Consider the following 24725-nt stretch of genomic DNA (forward strand, 5'->3'; position numbering starts at 1 on the left):
GAAAGGAACAAAAACATGAACCTCGACCAATTTCAATCCGAACTCGCCAAAAACGGCATTGTATTATCTGAAGAACAGCTTGGACAGTTTCAGCGTTATTTTGAATTGCTTGTAGAGTGGAACGAAAAAATGAATCTCACTGCAATTACCGAGCAGGAAGAAGTGTATATGAAGCACTTTTACGACTCGCTCACAGCCGGTATGTACGTCGATTTAACAAAACCGATCCGAATTTGTGATATCGGTGCCGGCGCGGGTTTTCCAAGTATTCCATTAAAAATTGCTTTTCCACAGTTAGATATCACGATTATCGATTCATTAAACAAGCGCATTACTTTTTTGAATCACCTGGCATCTGAGCTGAAGCTTGAACATGTTCAATTTGTTCATGGACGGGCAGAAGAAATGGGACGGAAACCGGAGCACCGGGAGCAGTATGACATGGTAACGGCACGCGCCGTTGCACGCATGTCTGTCCTGTCTGAGCTTTGTCTGCCGTTTGTAAAAACGGGTGGTACATTCGTCGCCATGAAAGCAGCGAGTGCAGCGGATGAAATGGAAGCAGCTGCAAAAGCAATCGGGACACTTGGCGGGAAAAAAGAAGAGGTTTTCTCTTTCCGTCTTCCGATTGAAAACAGTGAACGAACGATTATCGTGGTTCGAAAAGAAAAAGAAACACCGAAAAAGTACCCGCGCAAACCGGGTACACCGAATAAAACACCAATCGAATAGTTCTTAAGCAGGAACAGGGCGCCTCATGGCGAATACTATCAGAATGGAGAATGAAAAGGTGGTGTAAACATGAAGCGTCCTTTTTCCCGTTTGTTTGCCGGAAAAAGTGAAACAGCCATGATGTTTCCCGTAGATGAAGTAAAAGAAATAGCAGTAGAATGTCTAGAGCCCAATCAATTTCAGCCACGTTTTGTTTTTCAAGAAGAGAAAATAGCTGAACTTGCATCAACCATTGCCGTTCATGGTATTATTCAGCCGATTGTTGTGAGGGAGATTGAGGAAGAAAGATTTGAGATCATAGCAGGAGAACGTCGTTTTCGGGCAGCAAAAAGCCTTGGACACGAAACAGTTCCAGTAATTGTCCGGCAGTTTACGGATGAGCAAACAGCTTCAGCTGCTTTGATTGAAAACATACAGAGGGAAGAGCTGTCTCCGATTGAAGAAGCAGGTGCGTATCAAAGCCTGCTTCATATAAACAATACCACCCAGCAGTCCCTTGCCGAAATGGTCGGGAAAAGCCAGTCGTTTATTGCTAATAAGCTGCGGCTGTTAAAGCTGCCGGAAGAAGTACAGCAGGCCGTTGCAGAAAAACGAATTACTGAACGCCATGCCCGGGCACTACTGCCGCTGAAAAAGCCTGAATGGCAGTGTGAACTTCTGCGTATTGTGCTTGATAGGGGATTGAATGTAAAGCAGACAGAAGACCGCGTCGTTAAAATGCTTGAAAAAGAACCGCCGCGACCACGGACAAAAGCAATCAGCCGTGACATTCGTATTGCGTTAAACACGATTCGCCAGTCGCTCGTTCTTGTAGAAAAAAGCGGTATCCATGTGGAGCAGTCTGAGGAAGACAATGAAGATTTCTATCGGATTACGATTCAAATTCCGAAAAAACCAAAGCAATCATAAAAAATGCCGTTTTAATAAAAAGCGGCTTTTTTTTTACGGCGTAAAAGCCAAAACGCGCCAATTTTGATAAAATAAAAGTAGATAACACCGACAGACGAAAGCAGGTGGCTTCTTTTGGGAAAAGTAATGGCGATCGCCAATCAAAAAGGCGGCGTTGGAAAAACAACAACCTCTGTGAATTTAGGGGCGTCACTGGCCTCTCTTGGGAAGAAGGTTCTTCTTCTTGATATCGATCCGCAGGGCAATGCAACAAGTGGTGCCGGGGTCGAAAAAAAAAGCGTAAACCAATGTATATATGATGTGATTGTAGACGATATGGAATTGGCAGATGTAATTAAACCCTCTACATCGGAAGGCATGTTTGTTGCACCGGCAACGATCGCGCTTGCAGGGGCGGAAATCGAACTTGTCTCGGCTATTTCCCGTGAGCTCCGGTTGAAACGGGCCCTTGAACCGCTTCGTGAAAGCTTTGATTATATTATTATCGACTGCCCGCCATCCCTTGGCTTATTAACTATCAATGCACTGACAGCGGCCGATTCGGTTTTGATTCCGGTTCAGTGTGAATATTATGCGCTGGAAGGATTAAATCAGCTGTTAAATACGGTACGGCTCGTTCAAAAGCATTTAAATAAAGACCTTTACATAGAAGGTGTTTTGTTAACGATGTTTGATGCCCGGACAAATTTAAGTATTCAAGTGGCGGAAGAAGTGAAAAAATATTTTCATGACAAGGTGTACCAATCTGTCATACCGCGCAACGTTCGTTTAAGTGAAGCACCAAGCCATGGTAAACCGGTTTTACTTTATGATGCCCGTTCACGCGGTGCGGAAGTGTATCTTGATTTTGCGAAAGAGGTGGCAGCACATGGCTAAAGGGCTTGGCAGAGGCTTGGATGCACTTTTTAAAGATATAGGTTCTGATGATCAAAATAGCACCGTACAGGAGATTTCCGTTAAAGATATTCGGCCAAATCCTCATCAGCCGCGGAAAACATTTAAGGAAGAAGCGCTTGAAGAATTAAAGCAGTCCATTCAATCACACGGCATCCTACAGCCAATCGTACTTCGAAAAAGCATTAAAGGATACGAAATTGTAGCGGGAGAACGGCGCTATCGGGCTGCCAAAGCAGCTGGTTTAAAAGCCGTGCCGGCCATTATTAAAGAATTAACAGAAGCACAAATGATGGAGCTTGCGCTGCTCGAAAACCTGCAGCGTGAAGACTTAACTGTGATGGAAGAAGCAGCAGCGTACCAGTTGATTATGGACAAGCTCAATGTTACACAGTCCGAGCTTGCAACGAGAATCGGAAAAAGCCGGCCTCACATTTCCAATTATGTCCGCCTGCTTGACTTGCCTAGTGAGATTCAAGGAATGATTGCCGAAGAAAAACTATCTATGGGACATGCTCGGGCGCTCCTCGGTGTAAAACCGAAAGCAAAGCAGTTGAAAGCAGCGGAAAAAACAGCGGCAGAAAATTGGACCGTCCGCCAGCTTGAAAATTGGATTCGTGAAGAAAAAGAAAAGGTTTCACGTGAAACAAAGCCGGTGAAAAAAGACATTTTTATTTTGGATCAAGAAGAAGTTCTTCGAGAGCGATTCGGCACAGCCGTACAAATCCGGCAGTCTAAAAATGGTAAAAAAGGTAAAATTGAAATTGAATATATGTCGACGGAAGATTTAAATCGCATTTTAGAAATGCTTGATAGCAGAGGGTAAAGTATGTTTATAACAGGTTCACTTGTAAATGGAATCGCGATTGGCGCCGGTGCATTGCTCGGCGCTTTAATGGCGCGGATTCCAGAAGGAATAAAAGGAACAGTCATGCATGCAATTGGACTGGCAGTAGTAGTGCTTGGCTTACAAATGGGATTGAAGGGCGAAAATTTTCTGCTCGTTATTTTAAGTCTTGCAGCCGGCGCCGTAGTAGGTGAACTGCTCAAAATTGATGAACGGTTGAATGATCTTGGCCACTGGCTTGAACAGAAAGTGGGCTCAAGAGGAAACGGCAGCATTTCAGAGGGATTTGTAACGGCGACTCTTATTTTCGTGATTGGGGCAATGGGTATTATTGGAGCGCTTGATAGCGGTATTCGTGGAAATCATGAGGTGCTGTTTACAAAATCACTGATTGACGGGATTACGGCCCTTATTTTAACGACTACACTTGGCATTGGTGTTTTATTTTCTGCTGTGCCTGTTTTTATTTATGAGGGGCTGATTGCGCTGTTCGCTACACAAATTGATCGGTTCGTTTCACAGGAATGGATGAATGCTTTTATTTTAGAAATGACGGCAGCCGGCGGCATTATGATTTTTGCGATTGGGCTAAATTTGCTTCAAATTACAAACATTCGTATTGCCAATCTCCTCCCAGCCATTGCCTTTGTTGCTCTTTTTGTTACAGTTTGGCCATAAGCTCCTTTTCGAAGGAGCTTTTTTCATTTTTCTAAAAACTCGTTGACACTCATTCATTCACATGTAATAATCCTAGTTATTATATAAGAATTATAAGGTTATTAAAGGAAAGGGGGCAGCACAGACTATTCTGTGCGGAGTCAATGAAGTTAAAACAAACGTTAGGCCTGTCGGCTGTAGCACTTTCACTTTTTTTATCAGGATGCGGCGGTGAAAATGCTTCATCAGGCGGCAGCAGTACACCTGTCGAAAACGTACCTGAACAGGTAAATGGAGAAGAACAGGTTAAAATTAAAGTTATTCGTAAAATTGGTGGTGACGACCATACCGCTCAGTTTTTAGCAGGTGCTCAAAAAGAAGGAGAGTCGCTTGGCTTTCAGGTAGATACATTTACGGCTAATGGTGACTCTGCTAAATTTCATGATGCGATTAATCAAGGACTCACACAGGATTACGACGGCTTTATTATTTCACACGGCGACGATGCAGCAACAGTCAACGAAGTGAAAAAGCTTGTTGAAGCAGGGAAAAGTGTTGTGACATTTGATTCCAATGAAGAGCTAAAAAGTGTAAAAGGCGTTACACTCACTTCTCAAGACGATGAAGCACTTGCTACACTGGCTCTTGATCAGTTGATTAAAGATACAAATGGAAAAGCAAACATCGCTTATTTATGGGTAGATGGCTTCCCGCCTATGGTACGCCGGAATGCAGTTTATGAGCAAAAGCTAAGTGAAAACCCGGGTATTAAGGAAGTAGACCGTTTCGGTGTAGCCGCTGCAGACACAACCGTTCAAACCCAAAATGCGGTGCAGGCGATGCTGAAAAAGTATCCGGAAGGAAAGCTAGATGCTATTTTTGCAACATGGGATGCTTTCGCAATCGGAGCGGCACGTGCAGTGCAGGAAGCAGGACGGGATGATGTGAAAATTTATGGCATTGACGTTTCAAATGCAGACCTGCAGGAAATTCAAGATCCGAAAAGTCCTTGGCAGTACACAGCTGCTGTAGATCCGGCACTAATTGGTTCGATCGACATGCGTATCCTAGCGAAAAAAATAGCCGGTGAAGAAACGCCGCAGGAATATGCGCTAGAAGCATCGCTTATTTCAAAAGAAGATTTACAGGACGCTGATGGTGCGGTGAATATGGAAAGCCTATCCAATGTTGTGGAAGGATGGGGACAGTCAGGTGAATTCACAGAAGACTGGATGAAAACGCTAAAAGAACATCATGCAAAATAAGAACGGAATTTGAGGAAATCTCTTTTCAAGAGATTTCCTCCTTTTCTGTAGTCGAAAGGAAGACGCATAATGAATACAATACTTGATATGAAAAACATTTCAATTTCCTTTCCTGGCGTAAAAGCATTAAGCAATGTGGATTTTCAAGCACAAACAGGCCGGGTTCATGCGCTGATTGGAGCAAACGGAGCCGGGAAATCGACGTTAATGAAGATTTTATCCGGTGCTTATGGCCATTATGAAGGAGATATGTCAATAAATGGTGAGCCTGTACACATCCGGCAGCCAGCTGATGCAAAAAAGCATGGGATTCAAATGGTGTATCAAGAAGTGGATACAGCGCTTATTCCTCACTTAACAGTCGGGGAAAATATTATGATGGATCAGCTTATTAATGGCAGACAGGAAAAAGGGTGGATTCGATGGAGACAGCTTCGTGAAGAAGCAGCAGCCCTGCTCCGAAAAATGAATCTGTCTCTTTCTCCAACCAAGCAGATAAGTGAATTAACGCTGGCAGAAAAGCAGATGGTGCTGATCGCAAGAGCCATTTCAAATGACTGCCGTTTTTTGATTTTGGATGAGCCGACTGCTCCGCTCAGCCAGACCGAAACCGATGAACTATTTCGGATTGTCCGCCAGCTGAAGGAAGAGGATGTAAGTATTATTTTTATTTCACACCGCCTTCCAGAATTATTTGCTATTTGTGATGATATTACAATTATGCGTAACGGAGAGCTGGTTTCAAAAAATCTTATCGCTGATACCACTCAAAACGAAGTGGTAGAAAGAATGCTGGGTCGGAAAATGGACGAACAGTTTCCAACACGTACATTCCAAAAAGGAAGAGTGCTGCTTCAAGCATCTGCCCTGTCCGCTTCAGGTGTCAACGGTGTAAATATAAGGATTCATGCGGGAGAAGTGGTTGGATTAACAGGGCTTGTCGGCGCCGGAAAATCAGAAATATGCAAAGCGTTGTTTGGTGAATCCAAATTGGAAGCAGGAGAAATTCAATTAAACGGAAAGTCTGTTTTATTTCGTTCGCCCTATGATGCTGTCCGACATGGTCTCGTGCTTGTCCCTGAAGAGCGACGCCGTGAGGGTGTGTTTGTGTCAGAGTCTGTTCTCTCGAATATTACCGTGACGACACTGACATCTATGCTTAAAGCAGGGGTTTTGATTGATTTTAAAAAAGAAAGAGAAAGAGCTGCCTCCATTATTGATCGGCTGGACGTACGAACACCGTCCCAAGAAGCGAAAGTGCGCCACCTGTCAGGCGGTAATCAGCAAAAGATCGCCATCGGAAAATGGCTGCTGGCCGAAGCCGATGTGTATATCTTCGATGAGCCGACAAAAGGAATCGATGTCGGAGCGAAGCGAGAGATTTTTGAATTGATTGCCGAGCTGGCTGCGCGCGGGAAGGGTATTTTGTATGCTTCAAGTGAAATGACGGAAATATTCGGCATGACAGACCGGCTGTATGTGATTTATGATGGACAAGCTGTGCTGGAAAAAGAAACATCCGGCACAACGGAAGAAGAAGTGATGTATTATTCGACAGGAGGAAAATAAGGTGTCTCAGAAAAAATCGTTTCAGTTGTTTGACTTCTTTTATAAGTACGGCACAATTTTAACCATTGTCGTGTTAATTGCTGTTTTTACGGCTTTGAACCCTGCTTTTATCAGCAGTGATAACCTGTTAAATATTTTAAGGTCCATTTCCATTGTCACAATTATTGCGGTAGGTGTAACGGTGTCGCTTTCGATAAACGGATTTGACTTATCCGTTGGCTCGTCTGCCTCTCTTGCCAGTGCAGTGGTAATCTCCATGTTCGTCTGGTTTTCACAAAATCTTGTTGTTGCACTGCTGGCAGCATTCCTCAGTGCTATTCTCATCGGTATTTTAAACTCGATTATGATTGTAAAGCTAAAAATTCCAGATATGCTTGCCACATTAGCAATGATGTTTATCATTCAGGGTGTCGCCTTAACTTATACAAAAGGAGCGACTATTTCAGAAAACATGGTCATATCCGATGGATCGTATGCAGAAGGTGTGATCAGTCCCGTTTTTGCGAAGCTGGGCCAGCTTCCATGGATTATTGTGATTATGGTTGCCGTTGTACTGGTGGTTCAAGGCTTTTTGTCGCTGACAAAGCACGGGCGTTTTATGTATATGATTGGCGGCAATCAGGAAGCTGCCCGTTTATCGGGTATTCCTGTCAATAAATATAAAGTGGCAGCTTACATTCTGTCTGCTCTTTTAGCGGCGCTTGGCGGTATAGTGCTGGCTTCCCGCGTTATGACAGCAGAAATCAATGCAGGCGGCCCTTATTTAATGGATGCAGTAGCAGCCGCGTTTATTGGATTATCTGTGCTTGGAGCCGGTAAGCCGAATGCGCTCGGCACATTTGTCGGGGCTGTTTTGATCGGTATATTGCAAAATGGACTTGTTATGATGTCGGTCCCTTATTATGCGATGGACATTGTAAAAGGATCTGTGCTGGCTTTCGCGCTGGCACTCACATACTATAAACAAAAACACACATAATTCAATTTTCTGTGAAAAAAGCTCTTCTCCTGTTAAAATGGAAACGACTTATGTAACCAGCAGAAGGAGGGCTTTTTTTGGAAGAACAGTCGTTATCAACCTATCAGCGCGCCCTCGAATCATTGTGGCGAAAATTCACTAATGAAGAAACGTGGCTTATGTTCGGCGAAGGAGCCATTAAAATTACCCTGACGATTCTGGTAGCGTGGCTGATTGTAAAAGTTGGGAAAATTGCAATCCGCAATTTTTTCGTTCTTCGTTCAAAAGCACCGCTCACGTTTTCTGAGCGGCGTGAAAACACACTTTTAAAATTGATTGAAAATGTACTGGCTTATGTGGTTTACTTTATCGCACTTGTCAATATACTTGGGGTTTTGACCTTTGATGTTAAAGGGTTAATTGCCGGGGCAGGGGTACTCGGACTTGCCATTGGTTTTGGTGCTCAAAGCTTGGTGAAAGATGTGATTACAGGATTCTTTATCATCTTTGAAGACCAATTTTCAGTAGGCGACTTTGTCCGGATCGGCCAATTTGAAGGGACCGTCGAGGAAATTGGCCTGCGTACGACAAAGCTAAAGGTATGGACGGGTGAAATTCACATTGTACCGAACGGAAGTATTATAGAAGTGACCAATTTCTCGATTCATAATAGTGTGGCGGTAGTCGATATTGGAATTGCATATGAAGAAAATATAGAAAAAGCGGAACAAGTGATTAATGAGCTGTTAGAGACGCTTAAAGACAAATACCCGGAAATTGTTGATACGCCGAAACTGCTCGGTATTCAAACGCTTGCTCCTTCTGATGTGACACTTCGAATCACAGCCGAAACAACACCAATGAACCATTGGTACGTTGCCCGAATGATGCGTAAAGATATTAAGGAATGCCTCGATGCAAACGGAATTGAGATTCCTTATCCGCGTATGGTGATGTTTTCACGAACGGATCAAGAAGCACAAGCAGGCTCAAAACAAGCAAAAAGCGGGGGAACGGCATAAATGGAAGAAAAACAGTTTGCGTTACATGATGTAGTAGAAATGAAAAAAGCCCATCCTTGTGGAACAAATCGCTGGAAAATTATTCGCCTTGGCATGGACATTCGAATCAAATGTGAAGGGTGCGGGCACAGCGTGATGCTGCCGCGGCGTGAATTTACAAAAAAAATGAAACGGGTAGTAACAGAGAGCGGCGATTGAGCCGCTCTTTTTTTGAACAAATTTAGATGTCCGCCGGGCTTGAATAGCTGGCTTATGCTTTTCTTGCGTTGCCTTTTTTCGTTGTAGTCCATATAATGGGGAAAGGTTTAGAATACCATGTACGTTTTTACAGAAAACAAGGAGTGAACCAATAATATGGCATTAACAGCAGGAATTGTCGGTCTTCCAAACGTCGGAAAATCGACCTTATTTAACGCAATTACAAAAGCAGGTGCTGAATCAGCCAACTACCCGTTCTGTACGATTGATCCAAATGTCGGAATCGTAGAAGTACCGGATGAGCGCCTGGCGAAATTAACGGAAATGGTCACGCCCAAAAAAACCATTCCAACAGCTTTTGAATTTACGGACATTGCCGGTATTGTAAAAGGCGCCAGCAAAGGAGAAGGACTGGGGAACAAGTTCCTGTCCCACATTCGTGAAGTAGATGCGATCTGTCAGGTCGTTCGCTGCTTTGACGATGAAAATATTACCCATGTATCCGGAAAAGTGGATCCGATTGATGATATTGAGGTCATTAACCTCGAGCTTATTTTGGCGGATCTTGAATCTGTGGACAAACGTCTTGCACGTGTGGCCAAGCTTGCCAAACAAAAGGACAAAGAAGCAGTTGCCGAGCATGATGTACTTGTGATGGTGAAAGAAGCTCTCGAATCTGACAAGCCCGCCCGTTCTGTAGAATTTACAGAAGAACAGCAAAAGATCGTCAAGCAGCTTCACTTATTGACAGCAAAGCCAATGCTGTATGTGGCAAATGTGAGCGAAGAAGAAATCGCAGACCCGTCCAATAATGAGCACGTGCAAAAAGTACGTGACTATGCGGCTGGAGAAGGCTCAGAAGTGATTGTGATCAGTGCGAAAGTAGAAGAAGAAATCGCAGAGCTTGATGACGATGAAAAAGCAATGTTCCTTGAAGAGCTGGGCATTGAACAGTCTGGACTGGATCAATTGATTACAGCGGCATATTCTCTTTTAGGGCTTGCAACGTACTTTACAGCGGGCGTACAGGAAGTTCGTGCCTGGACATTCCGTAAAGGGATGAAAGCACCACAATGCGCCGGTATCATTCACTCGGATTTTGAGCGGGGCTTCATCCGTGCCGAAACGGTTTCATATGATGACCTTGTTGAAAATGGCTCTATGACAGCAGCAAAAGAAGCCGGTAAAGTTCGTCTGGAAGGAAAAGAGTACGTAATGAAAGACGGAGATGTTGTTCACTTCCGTTTTAACGTTTGATATAGCATTTATAAGCGACTCCACCATATAACGGTGGAGTTTTTTCATGAGAGGTGTTCAAAATGAAAGATATCAGTTATGTAGCGCTGCTGGCGGCTTTTCTATTTATGCTTATCCCGTTCTGGCTGTCTTACAAGCAAAAGCTAGGTATTTCAAAAGAGATGTTGATTGCCTCCATGCGGGCATTTGTTCAACTGACCATTATCGGATACATCATTACCTTTGTTTTTTCCATTCAAACACCCCTTCTGTTTTTATTTATTATTTTTATTATGATCATGATCGCTTCCCGTACCTCTGCTAAGCGAGGGGAAGCTTTTCACCATTCGTTTTGGATTGCATTTGCTGCTCTGGTGACAGCAGAAGCCGCTTCTGTTACAGTGTGGGTCGTTTTTGATATTGTCGATTTTGAAGCACAATATATTCTACCAATGAGCGGAATGATTATCGGCAGTTCCATGGTAGCTGTCAGCCTTGTGTTTGACCGGCTGAAGCGTGAATTTGATTCAACAAAAGAATTGATTATGGGAAAACTTGCGCTTGGTGCTACGCGCCGCCAGGCATCGCAGGAATTGATTGAAGCTACAGTTAAAGCAGCGCTTATTCCAAGTATGGAAGGCATGAAAACAATTGGCCTTGTCCAGCTTCCAGGCATGATGACAGGAGCTATTATCGCAGGTGCGTCACCTGTTGTTGCTGTAAAATATCAGCTCGTTATCGCGCTCACTACTTTTGGGAACACCGCTATTACAGCCATGATTGTCTGTTTTCTTACCTACCAAGCTTTTTTTAAGCAAAGAATGTTTTAATCTTGCATGTTTCAAACGTATGTTCTATAATAAAGAAGTATCCACCTATACGGCCATCAGCTCCTTTTATTTCCGGTTATTGTGAAAAATATTGCGCTGTTGAGAGATTCATGTTATAATTTCAACTTGTGAGTAATGAAAATTTGCTCCTTGCTGTCGAGCCCCGTAAGGGAACGTCGACAGCCGCATAGTCCACGAGGAGGTGAACGAAGATGAGAAAGTACGAATTCATGTACATTATCCGCCCGAACATTGAAGACGAGGCGAAAAAAGCGCTAGTTGAGCGTTTTGACAACATCCTTACTTCAAACGGTGCTGAAATCATCGATTCAAAAGAATGGGGTAAACGCCGTTTAGCGTACGAAATCAACGATTTCCGCGAAGGTTTCTACCAACTTATTCATGCTAAAGCTGAAGATGCAGCTGCAGTAAATGAATTTGACCGTCTTGCGAAAATCAGCGATGACATTATCCGTCATATCGTTGTTAAAGAAGAAGAAAAGTAATCGAAATGCACTAAATATACATCCCTTTCATCATGTTTCAAGCTGAAACATTTTAAAAGAAAAGGAGTTGATTCTGATGATAAACCGAGTGGTTTTAGTGGGTCGTTTAACGAAAGATCCTGAACTTCGCTATACGCCAGCTGGTGCAGCTGTTGCGACGTTTACGCTTGCGGTAAACCGCGCGTATACGAATCAGCAAGGTGACCGGGAAGCGGATTTTATTAATTGTGTGATTTGGCGCCGTCCGGCTGAAAACGTGGCAAACTTCTTGAAAAAAGGAAGCCTTGCCGGCGTGGAAGGACGTATTCAAACTCGTAATTATGAAGGCCAGGATGGAAAGCGCGTTTACGTGACAGAAGTCCAGGCAGATAGTGTCCAGTTTCTTGAACCAAAATCCGGCGGAGGTGGAGGCGGCCAGCAGTATGGCAACGCTCCTCAGCAGCAGGGTGGCGGTTATGGCGGCCAACAGCAAAGCAATCAGGATTTTCCGTTTGGCCAGCAGCAGCAGAATCAACAGCGCGGCAATAACAATGCCGGTTATTCTAAAATGAATGAAGATCCGTTTGCAGATAACGGACAGCCGATCGATATTTCAGACGACGATCTTCCATTCTAATATTAAACAAGGAGGGGAAACTCATGGCAGGACGCAGAGGTGGACGTAAGCGTAAAAAGGTTTGTTACTTCACATCTAACGGTATTACACATATCGATTACAAAGATGTTGATTTGCTTAAAAAGTTCGTATCTGAACGTGGAAAAATTCTTCCACGTCGTGTGACAGGTACAAGCGCTAAATACCAACGTCGTTTGACAATTGCAATCAAACGTTCGCGGCAGGTAGCACTTCTTCCATTCGTTGGAGAAGAAAGATAAGAACTATATTGGTGAAAAAAGTGCAGTGCTGTTTTATCAGCATTGCACTTTTTTTGTGCATTTAAAATGGATAAAAAAGGAATTTTTTAATAAAGTTTTATAATAAAAATATAAAGAAAATACTAGATATTTATCGACAAATAGGTACAATAAGCATAGGGTATTTTTACTATACAAGGAGGTATAAAGTGAGAGGCATAAAATTAATTAAAACAAAGTTGCTTATCCCCATTATCGCAGCGCTTATTTTAGCGTTTACTTTTATTATTATATTTATTAGCTGGCAAACAGAAAACAATGTGGAGAAAAGTGTCGTTAATCAGAGTGAAGGCACAGTCGAAAGTTTATCCGGCACAGTAAAGGCATTTTTAGACCAGTATGAAAAAAGCATTGACTTGCTTGCTTTTGATGATACGATTCAATCTTACGGAACAAGTGAGCTGGCTCAGGACAAAGTCGACCGTCAGCCGACAGAAACTCTTTTTATGGATTATTTAAACACATATGAAGATGTTTTAAATATTTACTTTGGCTCGGCAGAGGGAACCACGATTATTTCCCCGGTAATTAAGCTGCCTGAAGACTTCGATCCTCGTGAAAGAGATTGGTACACACAAGCTGAGAACAAAAAAACGTCAGTTTGGAGCGAGCCTTATAAAGATACGGCGACCGGTTCTTCAGTAGTGACTGTATCAAGAGCTGTTTATGACGACAATGACCGGTTCCTTGGCGTGATTGGAGTTGATGTTGATTTAACCGTTTTAACAGAGCGAGTGAAACAAACAGATCTTGGATATCAGGGCTACCCAACTGTTTTTTCAACTGCAGGCATGGGCATTGTTCATCCGACTAGCCAGGGAGAAGATTTAACAAAGATTCCTGTAATTAAAAGTATCATTGATGACTCCTCTCCGTCTGGAAGTAAATATTACAAACTGGATGGAGAAAACCGTATTATCGTATTTAATAATGTACCAGGCGTAAATTGGACGGTAGCGGCCGTTTATGACCGGGCAAATTTGCTTGGTCTGTCTCAGTCAATCAGTAAGTCCCTTCTGTGGACCGGTATTGTGCTGCTTTTGTTGATTAGTGCCGTTATGTTGTTTGTGATTTCCAATATTGTAAAGCCCCTTCGCCGTTTAGAGCGCACGGCTTCTCAAATAGCTGAAGGTGACTTGACAGTGCAGGTACCAGTATCGACACAGGACGAAGTTGGACAGCTTTCAGCAGCATTTAATAAAATGACAGCACACATGAGAGCAATTTTGCAAAAAGTCAATCAATCTGTGCAGGAAGTGAAAGTATCCGCAGAAAATTTAAGCGCGGTATCAGAAGAAACAAGCGCATCCAGTGAGCAAATGACCTATGCGATCAATGAAATTACTCTGGGGGCTTCCCGTTCAGCAGAAGACTCTGCTGAGGCGACTGAGCGCTCAAACAGCCTGGGCAGCCAAATTGATGCTATTACAGGAAAAGCAGGTGACATGGCGCAGGCTGCTTCCGAAGCTGAGCAGGCTAACCAAAAAGGAGCCGGGCAAATTGAACAGCTTCGTATGTCAAACAATGAAACGAAAACATACATTTCCGGCATGCAGATGGTGATCGAGGAGCTGGAATCAAAAATGAGCTCCATTGAAGCAGTGATTGGAGCCATTACCGATATTTCTGCCCAGACAAACCTGCTGGCGCTTAATGCATCAATTGAAGCAGCAAGAGCCGGTGAACACGGTAAAGGTTTTGCTGTGGTAGCTGAAGAAGTCCGTAAATTGGCAGAACAGTCCAGCGAAGCAGCAGACGAGGTAAGAAAAACGATTCTGGATATTCAATCTGGTTCGCGTACTGCTGTTGAGCAAATGAAAAAAACACGCAGCAATTTTAATGAGCAAACAGAAGCGGTAGAAGAAACGAGCAAAGTCTTCCATCAGCTTTCTACTCTTGTCAGCACAATTGATTCATCTATTGCAGCCATTAATCAGGAAATCAAAGAAGTGGGAACCATAAAAGATGAAGTAATTCACACGATGACGGGCATTGCCGCTGCCAGCCAGCAGTCTGCTGCTGCAAGTGAGGAAGTGAGCGCTTCTGCAGAAGAGCAATTAAGAGCAGTCCGGACCGTAACAGATTCATCAGAGCAACTAATGGAATTAAGTACCGATTTAAAAGAAATGGTTAATCAATTTAAATTGTAAAAGTGGATGCCGGCCAGTGCCGGTGTCCTTTTTTTACATAAATTTTACATTAGCTTAATATATTTTTAGGTCTATAAAACTATAATAAAGGGGCGTGTATAGGGAGAAAGGTGTAGTGAGATGAAATCAATTCGAATGAAATTTATGCTTCCCATTGCAATAATTTTAATGAGTGCGTTTGTGTTTATTATTTTTTTCACAGGTTGGAAAACCGAACAGCAAATCGAGAAAAATGCCGCTGTTCAAACAGAAGAATTTGTAAAAGAGCTAAATAACTCTGCGGATGCTTTTTTGCAAAAATATGAAGAAAGTGTTCAGCTTTTATCGGAAAGTGCCCAGGTGATCCGGTATGCTGAAGCAGCCGGAGACGCTGCACAGGCGGACAGGGAGCTGCAGGCGGTTTTTAACCGATATACGGATATTTACAAAGACACATTAAGCGTTTATTATACATCGGCAGATGGAACCTTTAAAAAAGCGCCGGCCACATCGCTTTCAGATGGATTCAATCCATTAGAGGAACCATCTTATAAGCAGGCGGCCGCAAGCGATGAGCCTGTATGGAGCGAACCGTATCAAAGTACAACCGGGGATGATATCATCACTGTTTCAAAATCCATTACGAGCGGCTCAGAAGTGCTGGGGGTTATTGGAGTAGATATTAATTTAACAAGTATGACCAACCGAATGAACAAGCTGAATGTCGGCTATGAAGGATATCCGATTATTTTATCAGAGCAGGGAAAAGCACTTGTTCATCCGTTACAAAAAGGAAAAGATGTATCCAAAGATCCGTTGATGGAGACAATATTAAATGGCGAAAAAAGCGGTATCATAGAAAAAGGAGCCCAGTTGATCGTATACGACACAGTGGCGCAAACCGGCTGGAAAATTGGGGCGGTTTACGAAAAAAAGAACCTGTTCAGCATTTCAGATGAAATGAAAAAAGTCCTTGCTGTTACGGCACTGTCTGTGCTGGCCATTGTGATGATCGTTGTGTTTTGGCTGGCGTCCAGTATCACAAAGCCGCTTCAAAAGCTGAATACATCAGTTAAGCAAGTAGCCCAGGGAAATTTACAAACCCATGTTTATATTTCAGGCAGGGACGAGGTAGCGGAATTGGGCCACAGCTTTAATGAGATGGTCATGAAAATGCGCAGCATCGTCGGTGTAACAGAAAGTGCTGCAAAAAACGTAAGGGAATCTATCCAGCATTTAAATATAGCTGTACAGGAAATCAATGAGTCGGGAACGATGGCGGCCACAGCATTAAATGAGCTGACACATGGAACAGAGCGGTCAGCAAACGGAGCACAAAAAGCGGCAGATCGTTCACAAGAGCTGGGCACCTTGGTCAGTTCCATATCGGGAGAAGCAAATGCCATGACAAAGCTTGCTGGAACCGCTGCGCAGGCGGCGGAAACAGGCGCAAAACACGTGTCCGGCATGGCAGAATCCATTACAGCCTCTGCCGAGCGAATGAATACCATAATGGACTCGATTCGTACGCTTGCAGAAGACATTAAAGGGATTGAAAGTATCGTGCATGTGATTGAAGGAATTTCCGCTCAAACGAATCTCCTGGCATTAAATGCATCAATTGAAGCAGCACGCGCAGGCCATCATGGTAAAGGCTTTGCCGTTGTTGCTCAGGAAGTAAGAAAGCTTGCTGAGCAGTCGAGCAAAGCCGCTGGGGAGATACACAAAAAAATTGCGGCTGTTCAAGAAGGCTCAGATCGGACCATGAATGCAGTAAGCGAAGCGGGCGGCCATATGAACGTGCAGACAGAAGCCGTGCAGGAAACAGAAATGGTATTTGTGCACCAGGAAGAAGTAGTACAAAAAATGGAAGCAGCAATTGCAGAAATGGTCAAAAGTATTCACACAGCAGATCAGGAAAAAGATATCGTTGTTCAAACAGCCGGTCAGCTGGCAGAAGAAGCTAAAGTTTCAGCCCTTTCCTGTGAAGAAGCCCAGGAAAGAACGAAAACACAGCTTCTGGCCATCGAAGGTGTAGCTGCTGCCTCTGAACAGCTGGATTTGCTTAATAACGAATTGATTCAGGCGATCCGCCAATTTCAAATATGAAAAATACGTGAAAAGTCCGATCCTTTGTTCGGGCTTTTTTGTTTTAAAGTTGAATGAGGGACTAAAGGAATGTAGAATAAGGAAGGAGAATGCCGAATTGCTCGGTAAATGAACGGAGTGTTAAATTGGAAAAAACAAGAATCATAACAGAAGGAGCGATGATGCTGGCCATCTTTGCGATCCTGCTGGCGGTCTCCATTTACGTACCGATTGTTTCAATTATCGGCGCGCTTTTTTTACTGCTCCCTTTTTTAGTATACAGCTCCAAATATCCACCTGGACCTGCTTTTAGTCTGCTTGCCGTTTCGCTGCTGCTGGCGTTCCTGGTAGGAGGTATTGTGTCCGTACCTGTAGCGATTATGTACGGAACAACGGGGCTGATAATGGGCACATTAATCCGCAGGCAGTCAGATGGCTGGATTGTTTATATGGGTGGAAGCATCGCGTTTCTTTTGAATATGATTGTCCAGTATGCTGCTGCTGTCTGGCTGTTTGATATTTCATTTGCAGACGAGTTTAGCAGTACGTTTAAGCAGTCTGTAGCAGAAACAAGCCGTATGCTTGGCCAGGAAGCTCCTTACACGGGTGAGGAGATCAATACGCTTATTAGCTACATAACTGCTATTTTACCAGCGATTTTTGTTGTAGTGGCGTTTGTAACAGTTTTGCTTTTAAGAACCGCAAATTATCCAATTGCCAAACGGCTCGGTGTGAAGGTGAAGCCGCTTCAGCCATTTCGGACTGTGCGTCTGCCTCGCACAATTTTATGGTACTATCTTCTTTTTATGGTAGGAGCTATTTTCGTCAAGCCGGCTCCTGGTACAAGCTGGTATGATATTTATGTGAACATGATGTTTATTTTGCAGGCATGCTTATATATACAAGGCTTGTCCTTTGTTTTTTTCTATGCCCACAGCAAAAGATGGCCAAAAGCAATCCCAGTTTTGGCGGCTCTTTTATCAATTCCTCTAATTCCGCTTCTTTATCTTATCCGATTATTAGGTATAATTGATTTAGGGTTCGACTTAAGACAACGGATGCAAAAAAAGCCGTAATATGCTTTTTAAAATCAGTTCCATCGAATGTAAGGGATGGAACTTTAGAACGAGGAGCTGAAGCGAATGCTTTCGTATTATAACAGGCGGATGATTCAAATACCGTTTATCATCATTGCGCTTGTGCTTGTGGCCGCGTCGGCCTGGCTTTTCTCCTACAATTGGGCTGCAGGCGCCGGTTTAATCACATTAACGATTTTTCTGCTCCTCTTTTTATATCTGGCAGAAAGAAAATTACATGAAGATGTGCAGAAATATGTATCCACTTTGTCTCACCGTCTTCAAAAAGTCGGCGAAGAAACGCTTCAGGAACTGCCAATCGGCATTCTGCTTTATAATAAGGAGTACACGGTTGAATGGGCGAATGCTTTTTTAACTTCGTATTTCCGGGAAGAATCACTTGTTGGTGAATCGCTTTACGAAGTGGCAGAACCCTTACTTTCAGCCATTAAAAGTGACAAGGAAGCGATGCTCGATTTGAATGACAAAACATTTCGGGTGATGTCCAAACCGGCTGAACGGCTTCTTTACTTTTTTGATGTGACAAAAGAGGAGAGAATTGCCCGGCAGTTTAAAGAAGAAAAGCCGGCGCTCAGCATTATCTTCCTTGATAACTATGATGATTTAACACAGGGAATGGATGACCAGACGAGAAGCAGCTTAAACAGTCGGGTTACTTCTATGCTGAATGGCTGGGCAAAAAAGCATGGCATGTTTTTAAAGCGAATATCATCTGAACGCTTTTTTACCGTAATGAACGAGCGGATTTTGTCCAAGCTTGAAGAAGATAAATTTTCTATTTTGGACGAGGTACGTGAAGAAACAGCCAAGCATTACGCCCCGCTTACATTAAGCATCGGAATCGGTCAGGGAGGAGTTTCATTGCCGGAGCTCGGTGATTTGGCCCAATCCAGTTTAGATTTGGCTCTCGGGCGCGGCGGCGATCAGGCCGCGATCAAGCAGGGAGACGGAAAAGTGAAGTTTTACGGGGGGAAAACAAACCCGACCGAAAAACGGACACGGGTGCGTGCACGCGTGATTTCACACGCGCTCCGTGACATCGTGACTGAGAGTGACAAAGTGATCGTGATGGGCCACAAGTATCCGGATATGGATGCAGTCGGTGCTTCAATGGGGATTCGCCATGTTGCAGAATTAAATGGACGAGAAGGTTATATTGTCGTTGACCCTTCACAGATTGATACAGCAGTGAAACGACTGCTTAACGAGCTGAAAGAACAAAACCCTGATCTTCATTCAAGGATCATTACACCGGAGGAAGCGCTTGAAATTGCGACCAATCGGACGCTCCTTGTAATCGTTGATACCCATAAGCCTTCGCTCGTGATTGAAGGGCGGCTGCTTTCAAAAGCTGAACGGGTCGTCGTTATCGATCATCACCGGCGCGGAGAAGAATTTATTAAAAACCCGCTTCTCGTTTATATGGAGCCCTATGCATCTTCAACTGCAGAGCTTGTCACTGAACTTTTGGAATATCAGCCGAAAACAAAAAAAATATCTATGCTTGAGTCGACTGCCCTGCTTGCTGGTATAATTGTAGATACAAAAAGCTTTTCACTTCGAACGGGGTCTCGTACGTTTGATGCTGCGGCTTATTTGCGTACAAACGGTGCGGATACGATTTTGGTTCAAAAGTTTTTAAAAGAAGATATCGACACTTACATTCAGCGCAGTCAGCTGATCGAAACCGTTTATTTTTATAAGGAAGGCCTTGCCATTGCTAAAGGCAGCGATGACTATGTATATGATTCGGTTCTTATTGCTCAGGCAGCAGACACGATTTTAACAATGAATGGTGTACAGGCATCGTTTGTGATTGCGCGCCGTTCAGAGGAAACAATTGGCATCAGTGCCCGCTCACTTGGTGAAGTCAATGTACAGATCATTATGGAACAATTGAACGGAGGCGGTCATTTAACAAATGCTGCCACGCAAATTCGGGATGCTTCTGTAGAGGATGCTGAAATGGAACTGTGCCGTGTTATTGATGAAATAACTGAAGGAGGAAATGAGGAATGAAGGTAATCTTTTTAAAAGACGTAAAAGGCAAAGGCAAAAAAGGTGATGTGAAAAACGTAGCTGATGGCTACGCACATAACTTTTTAATTAAAAATGGCTATGCCGTAGAAGCGACATCTGGCAATCAAAATGCGCTTGATGCTCAGAAGAAAAAACAAGCGGCTCTTGCAGCAGAAGAGCTTGAGGATGCAAAGCGGCTAAAAGAAACTGTCGAGGCATTAACAGTTGAACTGCATGCAAAAACAGGTGAAGGCGGCCGGCTTTTCGGATCTGTAACAGCTAAGCAAGTGGCTGATGAATTAAATAAAAAGCATAAGATTAAAATTGATAAACGGAAGATGGATCTTCCAGACGGTATACGTGGTCTAGGCTACACAAACGTGCCTGTCAAACTGCATAATGAAGTAACAGCTACACTCAAGGTACATGTAACAGAAGAAAAATAATCAGAAAAGACATGTGATCGGAATTCTCTGATCACATTTTTTTCGCGAGGAGGGTAACGATGAGCGATGTATTAACGGACCGTGTACCGCCGCAAAATATTGAAGCAGAACAGGCTGTGCTGGGGGCGATCTTTTTAGAACCGTCCGCGTTAACAGTCGCTTCTGAAATATTAATTCCGGAAGACTTTTACCGGAATGCCCACCAGCAAATTTATTTAACAATGCTGAAGCTCGGTGATCACGGAAAAGCAGTAGATGTAGTCACAGTTACAGAGGACCTGGCTGCGCATAAACTGATTGAAGATGTCGGCGGCATTTCATATTTAAGTGAACTGGCAGCGGCTGTACCAACAGCAGCCAATATTGAATATTACGCTCGTATTGTAGAAGAAAAATCGCTTCTGCGACGGTTGATTCGCACAGCGACAACCATTGCAACAGATGGGTATGAGCGTGAAAACGAAGTAGAAGGTTTGCTGAGCGAAGCAGAAAAAAGCATTATGGAGGTAGCCCAGCGGAAAAACGCCGGTGCTTTTCATAATATTAAAGATGTGCTTGTGCGCACGTATGACAATATTGAACTGCTTCATAACCGAAAAGGGGATGTAACCGGCATTCCAACCGGATTTGCAGAGCTGGACCGGATGACCGCAGGGTTCCAGCGAAATGATTTAATTATTGTTGCCGCACGTCCATCTGTCGGGAAAACGGCATTTGCTCTTAATATTGCACAAAACGTAGCAACGAACACGGACGAAACAGTTGCGATTTTTAGTCTCGAGATGGGGGCAGAGCAGCTAGTGATGCGGATGCTCTGCGCAGAAGGAAACATTAATGCGCAAAGCCTGCGGACAGGCACTTTGACCGATGAAGACTGGCGCAAGCTGACGATGGCGATGGGCAGCTTATCCAATTCAGGTATTTACATTGATGATACACCGGGTGTGCGAATTGGAGAGATCCGTTCAAAATGCCGTCGCTTGAAGCAGGAGCAGGGCCTCGGTATGATCTTGATCGACTACCTGCAGCTTATTCAAGGCAACGGACGCTCCGGCGAAAACCGTCAGCAGGAAGTATCGGAAATCTCCCGTTCTTTAAAAGCACTTGCCCGTGAGCTGGAAGTGCCAGTTATCGCGCTTTCTCAGCTTTCCCGCGGTGTTGAGCAGCGGCAGGACAAGCGCCCGATGATGTCTGATATTCGGGAATCGGGATCCATTGAGCAGGATGCCGATATTGTAGCTTTTTTGTATCGAGATGATTATTATGACAAAGAATCCGAAAACAAAAATATGATTGAAATTATCATTGCCAAGCAGCGGAACGGCCCAACTGGAACGGTAGAGCTTGCTTTCGTGAAAGAATACAATAAATTCGTCAATGTAGAACGGCGTATGGATGAAATGGGAGCGCCGCCCGGCGCGTAAAAAGCCAGCAAATCGCTGGCTTTTTTCTTTTTAATCTTCTGTTCTGCTCAAAGGTTCTGTCTGGTTTTCTAGTAAAAACGAATGAAAAAATCGAATTAAGTTAAAAATGTTCGTCTTTTTGTTTGACGGCTCGGTTTTCTGCTGGTAAAATAAATGTGTTTGATAAAACGTTTTTCATGAACCTTCGGAGGTGCAAAAAATGTCATCAGTAGTGGTAGTAGGAACACAATGGGGCGATGAAGGAAAAGGGAAAGTAACCGATTTTCTTTCTGAGAATGCAGAAGTCGTAGCTCGTTACCAGGGTGGAAATAATGCGGGTCATACAATTAAATTCAACGGTGTTACATACAAACTTCACTTGATTCCATCTGGTATTTTTTATTCAGATAAAATTTGCGTAATCGGCAACGGCATGGTTGTGGATCCGAAAGCGCTTGTAAAAGAATTAGAATATTTACATGGACATGGTGTATCAACAGATAACCTGCGCATTTCAAACCGTGCGCATGTGATTTTGCCATATCACTTGAAAATTGACGAAGTCGAAGAAGAGCGCAAAGGCGCTAATAAAATCGGTACAACGAAAAAAGGAATCGGCCCTGCTTACATGGATAAAGCAGCACGGATGGGTATCCGCATGGCAGATCTTTTGGATCGTGAAACATTTGAAGAAAAATTAACGCACAATATTGCAGAAAAAAATCGCCTGCTTGAGCGTTTCTACGAAACAGAAGGCTTTAAAGTAGAAGATATTTTAGATGAGTATTACGAGTACGGGCAGCAAATCAAAGACCTTGTTTGCGACACATCGGTTGTACTCAATGACGCACTCGATGAAGGCCGTCGTGTTTTATTTGAAGGCGCTCAGGGTGTAATGCTTGATATCGATCAGGGAACATACCCATTTGTTACATCGTCAAACCCAGTTGCAGGTGGCGTAACGATCGGTTCTGGTGTTGGCCCATCCAAAATCACGCACGTTGTAGGCGTATCAAAAGCTTACACAACACGTGTGGGTGATGGACCGTTCCCAACAGAGCTGAATAACGAAATTGGTGATCAAATTCGTGAAGTAGGACGCGAGTATGGTACAACAACAGGACGTCCGCGCCGTGTTGGCTGGTTTGACAGTGTGGTTGTACGCCATGCGCGCCGTGTAAGCGGACTGACAGACCTTTCATTGAATTCAATTGATGTATTAACAGGAATTGAAACATTGAAAATCTGTACGGCATACCGTTACAAAGACGAACTGATTACAGAATATCCGGCTAACCTTCGCGTACTTGCAGAATGCGAGCCTGTATATGAAGAGCTTCCAGGCTGGACAGAAGATATTACAGGTGTTAAGGATTTAAGTGAGCTTCCGGCAAATGCCCGTCACTATATCGAGCGTGTATCACAGTTAACAGGTATTCCGTTGTCTGTTTTCTCAGTAGGTCCAGACCGCAATCAGACAAACGTCGTACGCAGTGTGTGGAGCTAAATCTGAATAAAAAAGAAGCTGCCTTTTCTAAGGCAGCTTTTTCTCTTTTTCTTTTATTTTCTTTCGCTTATTTTCTAAGTTAATAGTCCCTTCTGATCGTCCCTGCAAACGAAAAAATGCCGTATTTTAACTTTGTTTCCTTAGAATGTTTGGAAACAGGAATAAAATGTCGAAATTTCTTGGTTTTGTTCGTTTTTTTCGACAAATATGGAGAAAATGTATTGTCACTCTTCACCCCATGTGATACTATTAACAATGTTGCTGGAGAACGGCATTAAAAAATGGTCCGGTAGTTCAGTTGGTTAGAATGCCTGCCTGTCACGCAGGAGGTCGCGGGTTCGAGTCCCGTCCGGACCGCCATTTTTACTTTAACCTATCGTTATGTTCTTGATGGCGGCCGTCCGCGTCTTTGAATTGTCCTTCACGAAAAAACGGCCGCTGTATTTTTTGAAAATTTCGTCTTGACGCACTATTCTTCACAATAACAATAAAACAATTTATTTGTTAGACAATGTTTTAACTCCGGCTCAGTAGCTCAGTTGGTAGAGCAAAGGACTGAAAATCCTTGTGTCGGCGGTTCGATTCCGTCCTGAGCCATAGAAAAAGCATCGCGGTGATTTCGCTCCCGTGGTGCTTTTTGTTATTTTTATCGTCTATTGCCAGATGTCGCAGCCCCTTTGTCATGGTAAAGTTAAGTAAAGCGAAAAAGGCGAAAATATGATAAAATATAATATTTGAAGCCATCTTTTACTCTGTGAAAATAAAAGTGAGGGACATATGTGATGCAAAAGAAAATATTGGTTGTCGATGATGAAAGACCCATTGCAGATATTTTGCAGTTTAATTTAAAAAAAGAAGGATATGACGTTCAGTGTGCATATGACGGTGACCAGGCAGTTGAAATGGTAGAGGATATGCAGCCGGACCTTGTATTGCTTGACATTATGCTTCCAGGACGTGACGGAATGGAAGTATGCCGCGAAGTGCGCAAAAAACATGAAATGCCGATTATTATGCTAACAGCAAAAGATTCCGAGATTGATAAAGTACTTGGTCTGGAGCTTGGGGCAGATGATTATGTAACAAAGCCGTTTTCCACGCGTGAACTGATCGCACGTGTAAAAGCCAATTTGCGTCGTCATCAAGCGATTCCTGCTCAGGAAGACGAAGTGGTGGATACCAATGAAATTACCGTAGGGGCACTGACGATTCATCCTGATGCTTATATCGTTTCAAAGCGCGGTGAAACGATTGAGCTGACTCATCGCGAATTTGAACTGCTTCATTACCTGGCCAAGCATATCGGACAAGTAATGACACGTGAGCACTTGCTGCAAACGGTCTGGGGGTATGATTACTACGGAGACGTTAGAACGGTCGATGTAACAGTCAGACGCCTTCGTGAGAAAATTGAAGATAACCCGAGCCATCCATCCTGGATCGTGACGCGAAGAGGTGTTGGCTACTATTTGCGTAATCCTGAACAGGAGTAACGTGA

General features: G+C 43.6%; 23 protein-coding genes and 2 tRNA genes. All 25 read left to right on the forward strand.

The features are described from left to right. Nucleotides 1-15: 15 nt before the first annotated feature. The 25 genes from rsmG to yycF all read left to right on the forward strand — a co-directional run bounded on the left by rsmG (nt 16) and on the right by yycF (nt 24720). Nucleotides 16-732: a 16S rRNA (guanine(527)-N(7))-methyltransferase RsmG gene (rsmG, locus tag VP97_RS03105; RefSeq protein WP_050180222.1), complete on the forward strand. Its 717-nt coding sequence runs from the start codon at nt 16-18 to the stop codon at nt 730-732. A gap of 69 nt (nt 733-801) precedes the next feature. Further along, nucleotides 802-1641, forward strand: a complete 840-nt coding sequence (gene noc, locus VP97_RS03110; protein ID WP_050180223.1) for a nucleoid occlusion protein — start codon at nt 802-804, stop codon at nt 1639-1641. 114 nt (nt 1642-1755) lie between these two features. Then, nucleotides 1756-2517 carry a ParA family protein gene (locus VP97_RS03115; protein ID WP_050180224.1) on the forward strand — a complete coding sequence of 254 codons (762 nt, stop codon included), beginning with the start codon at nt 1756-1758 and terminating at the stop codon, nt 2515-2517. Then, the gene (locus tag VP97_RS03120) at nt 2510-3361 is read left to right on the forward strand and encodes a ParB/RepB/Spo0J family partition protein (protein WP_050180225.1); all 852 of its coding nucleotides are present in this window, start codon (nt 2510-2512) and stop codon (nt 3359-3361) included. Before VP97_RS03115 ends, VP97_RS03120 begins: the two co-directional genes overlap by 8 nt. Nucleotides 3362-3364: 3 nt before the next feature. Then, nucleotides 3365-4060 carry a DUF554 domain-containing protein gene (locus tag VP97_RS03125; protein WP_050180226.1) on the forward strand — a complete coding sequence of 232 codons (696 nt, stop codon included), beginning with the start codon at nt 3365-3367 and terminating at the stop codon, nt 4058-4060. A 143-nt stretch (nt 4061-4203) separates the two neighbouring features. Next, nucleotides 4204-5304 (forward strand): sugar ABC transporter substrate-binding protein, encoded by a 1101-nt coding sequence (locus VP97_RS03130; protein WP_050180227.1) that lies wholly within the window; start codon nt 4204-4206, stop codon nt 5302-5304. Nucleotides 5305-5373: 69 nt separating this feature from the next. Further along, on the forward strand, nt 5374-6873 hold the full coding sequence (locus VP97_RS03135) for a sugar ABC transporter ATP-binding protein (RefSeq protein WP_050180228.1): 1500 nt from the start codon (nt 5374-5376) through the stop codon (nt 6871-6873). Nucleotide 6874: 1 nt separating this feature from the next. Then, complete coding sequence (locus tag VP97_RS03140) at nt 6875-7852, forward strand: ABC transporter permease (protein ID WP_245629819.1); 978 nt, start codon at nt 6875-6877, stop codon at nt 7850-7852. A gap of 77 nt (nt 7853-7929) precedes the next feature. Further along, the gene (locus VP97_RS03145; protein WP_050180230.1) at nt 7930-8853 is read left to right on the forward strand and encodes a mechanosensitive ion channel family protein; all 924 of its coding nucleotides are present in this window, start codon (nt 7930-7932) and stop codon (nt 8851-8853) included. Further along, nucleotides 8854-9051 (forward strand): DUF951 domain-containing protein, encoded by a 198-nt coding sequence (locus VP97_RS03150; RefSeq protein WP_050180231.1) that lies wholly within the window; start codon nt 8854-8856, stop codon nt 9049-9051. It abuts the gene before it with no gap. Between the two features lie 156 nt (nt 9052-9207). Continuing rightward, nucleotides 9208-10308, forward strand: coding sequence for a redox-regulated ATPase YchF (gene ychF, locus VP97_RS03155; protein WP_050180232.1), 1101 nt, complete (start codon nt 9208-9210; stop codon nt 10306-10308). Nucleotides 10309-10370: 62 nt separating this feature from the next. After that, nucleotides 10371-11117, forward strand: a complete 747-nt coding sequence (locus VP97_RS03160; protein WP_050180233.1) for an ABC transporter permease — start codon at nt 10371-10373, stop codon at nt 11115-11117. Between the two features lie 212 nt (nt 11118-11329). Next, nucleotides 11330-11623, forward strand: coding sequence for a 30S ribosomal protein S6 (rpsF, locus tag VP97_RS03165; RefSeq protein ID WP_050180234.1), 294 nt, complete (start codon nt 11330-11332; stop codon nt 11621-11623). Between the two features lie 76 nt (nt 11624-11699). Beyond that, a complete protein-coding gene (ssb, locus tag VP97_RS03170; RefSeq protein WP_050180235.1) occupies nt 11700-12239 on the forward strand; it encodes a single-stranded DNA-binding protein in 540 nt (179 codons plus the stop codon). 23 nt (nt 12240-12262) lie between these two features. Continuing rightward, entirely contained in the window at nt 12263-12499 is a 237-nt protein-coding gene (gene rpsR, locus VP97_RS03175) for a 30S ribosomal protein S18 (protein WP_045852641.1), read from the forward strand. A gap of 188 nt (nt 12500-12687) precedes the next feature. Beyond that, the gene (locus tag VP97_RS03180; RefSeq protein ID WP_050180236.1) at nt 12688-14688 is read left to right on the forward strand and encodes a methyl-accepting chemotaxis protein; all 2001 of its coding nucleotides are present in this window, start codon (nt 12688-12690) and stop codon (nt 14686-14688) included. A gap of 120 nt (nt 14689-14808) precedes the next feature. Then, the gene (locus VP97_RS03185; protein ID WP_050180237.1) at nt 14809-16776 is read left to right on the forward strand and encodes a methyl-accepting chemotaxis protein; all 1968 of its coding nucleotides are present in this window, start codon (nt 14809-14811) and stop codon (nt 16774-16776) included. Between the two features lie 125 nt (nt 16777-16901). Then, on the forward strand, nt 16902-17831 hold the full coding sequence (locus VP97_RS03190) for a YybS family protein (RefSeq protein WP_172656732.1): 930 nt from the start codon (nt 16902-16904) through the stop codon (nt 17829-17831). Between the two features lie 66 nt (nt 17832-17897). Further along, on the forward strand, nt 17898-19871 hold the full coding sequence (locus VP97_RS03195) for a DHH family phosphoesterase (protein WP_050180239.1): 1974 nt from the start codon (nt 17898-17900) through the stop codon (nt 19869-19871). Next, nucleotides 19868-20317, forward strand: coding sequence for a 50S ribosomal protein L9 (gene rplI, locus VP97_RS03200; protein ID WP_050180240.1), 450 nt, complete (start codon nt 19868-19870; stop codon nt 20315-20317). The genes VP97_RS03195 and rplI overlap by 4 nt, the downstream gene beginning before the upstream one ends. A gap of 59 nt (nt 20318-20376) precedes the next feature. Next, nucleotides 20377-21741: a replicative DNA helicase gene (gene dnaB / locus VP97_RS03205; RefSeq protein WP_050180241.1), complete on the forward strand. Its 1365-nt coding sequence runs from the start codon at nt 20377-20379 to the stop codon at nt 21739-21741. Nucleotides 21742-21940: 199 nt separating this feature from the next. Then, complete coding sequence (locus tag VP97_RS03210; protein WP_050180242.1) at nt 21941-23227, forward strand: adenylosuccinate synthase; 1287 nt, start codon at nt 21941-21943, stop codon at nt 23225-23227. Between the two features lie 283 nt (nt 23228-23510). Further along, nucleotides 23511-23587 (forward strand) — tRNA-Asp (locus tag VP97_RS03215). Between the two features lie 164 nt (nt 23588-23751). Then, nucleotides 23752-23824 (forward strand) — tRNA-Phe (locus VP97_RS03220). Nucleotides 23825-24009: 185 nt separating this feature from the next. Further along, on the forward strand, nt 24010-24720 hold the full coding sequence (gene yycF, locus VP97_RS03225) for a response regulator YycF (RefSeq protein ID WP_050180243.1): 711 nt from the start codon (nt 24010-24012) through the stop codon (nt 24718-24720). The last annotated feature ends 5 nt before the right edge of the window (nt 24721-24725 follow it).

The organism is Domibacillus robiginosus (assembly GCF_000966195.1).
In the GTDB taxonomy this organism is placed as follows: domain Bacteria; phylum Bacillota; class Bacilli; order Bacillales; family Domibacillaceae; genus Domibacillus; species Domibacillus robiginosus.

What these genes read in the sequence shown, in the direction of transcription:
- VP97_RS03135 (WP_050180228.1), top strand. Translation starts at nt 5,374, where the DNA reads ATGAATACAATACTTGATATGAAAAACATTTCAATTTCCTTTCCTGGC.
- ssb (WP_050180235.1), top strand. Translation starts at nt 11,700, where the DNA reads ATGATAAACCGAGTGGTTTTAGTGGGTCGTTTAACGAAAGATCCTGAA.
- yycF (WP_050180243.1), top strand. Translation starts at nt 24,010, where the DNA reads ATGCAAAAGAAAATATTGGTTGTCGATGATGAAAGACCCATTGCAGAT.
- VP97_RS03125 (WP_050180226.1), top strand. Translation starts at nt 3,365, where the DNA reads ATGTTTATAACAGGTTCACTTGTAAATGGAATCGCGATTGGCGCCGGT.
- VP97_RS03210 (WP_050180242.1), top strand. Translation starts at nt 21,941, where the DNA reads ATGTCATCAGTAGTGGTAGTAGGAACACAATGGGGCGATGAAGGAAAA.
- ychF (WP_050180232.1), top strand. Translation starts at nt 9,208, where the DNA reads ATGGCATTAACAGCAGGAATTGTCGGTCTTCCAAACGTCGGAAAATCG.
- VP97_RS03185 (WP_050180237.1), top strand. Translation starts at nt 14,809, where the DNA reads ATGAAATCAATTCGAATGAAATTTATGCTTCCCATTGCAATAATTTTA.
- VP97_RS03130 (WP_050180227.1), top strand. Translation starts at nt 4,204, where the DNA reads ATGAAGTTAAAACAAACGTTAGGCCTGTCGGCTGTAGCACTTTCACTT.
- noc (WP_050180223.1), top strand. Translation starts at nt 802, where the DNA reads ATGAAGCGTCCTTTTTCCCGTTTGTTTGCCGGAAAAAGTGAAACAGCC.
- VP97_RS03150 (WP_050180231.1), top strand. Translation starts at nt 8,854, where the DNA reads ATGGAAGAAAAACAGTTTGCGTTACATGATGTAGTAGAAATGAAAAAA.
- rpsR (WP_045852641.1), top strand. Translation starts at nt 12,263, where the DNA reads ATGGCAGGACGCAGAGGTGGACGTAAGCGTAAAAAGGTTTGTTACTTC.
- rplI (WP_050180240.1), top strand. Translation starts at nt 19,868, where the DNA reads ATGAAGGTAATCTTTTTAAAAGACGTAAAAGGCAAAGGCAAAAAAGGT.
- rsmG (WP_050180222.1), top strand. Translation starts at nt 16, where the DNA reads ATGAACCTCGACCAATTTCAATCCGAACTCGCCAAAAACGGCATTGTA.
- VP97_RS03120 (WP_050180225.1), top strand. Translation starts at nt 2,510, where the DNA reads ATGGCTAAAGGGCTTGGCAGAGGCTTGGATGCACTTTTTAAAGATATA.
- VP97_RS03160 (WP_050180233.1), top strand. Translation starts at nt 10,371, where the DNA reads ATGAAAGATATCAGTTATGTAGCGCTGCTGGCGGCTTTTCTATTTATG.
- rpsF (WP_050180234.1), top strand. Translation starts at nt 11,330, where the DNA reads ATGAGAAAGTACGAATTCATGTACATTATCCGCCCGAACATTGAAGAC.
- dnaB (WP_050180241.1), top strand. Translation starts at nt 20,377, where the DNA reads ATGAGCGATGTATTAACGGACCGTGTACCGCCGCAAAATATTGAAGCA.
- VP97_RS03195 (WP_050180239.1), top strand. Translation starts at nt 17,898, where the DNA reads ATGCTTTCGTATTATAACAGGCGGATGATTCAAATACCGTTTATCATC.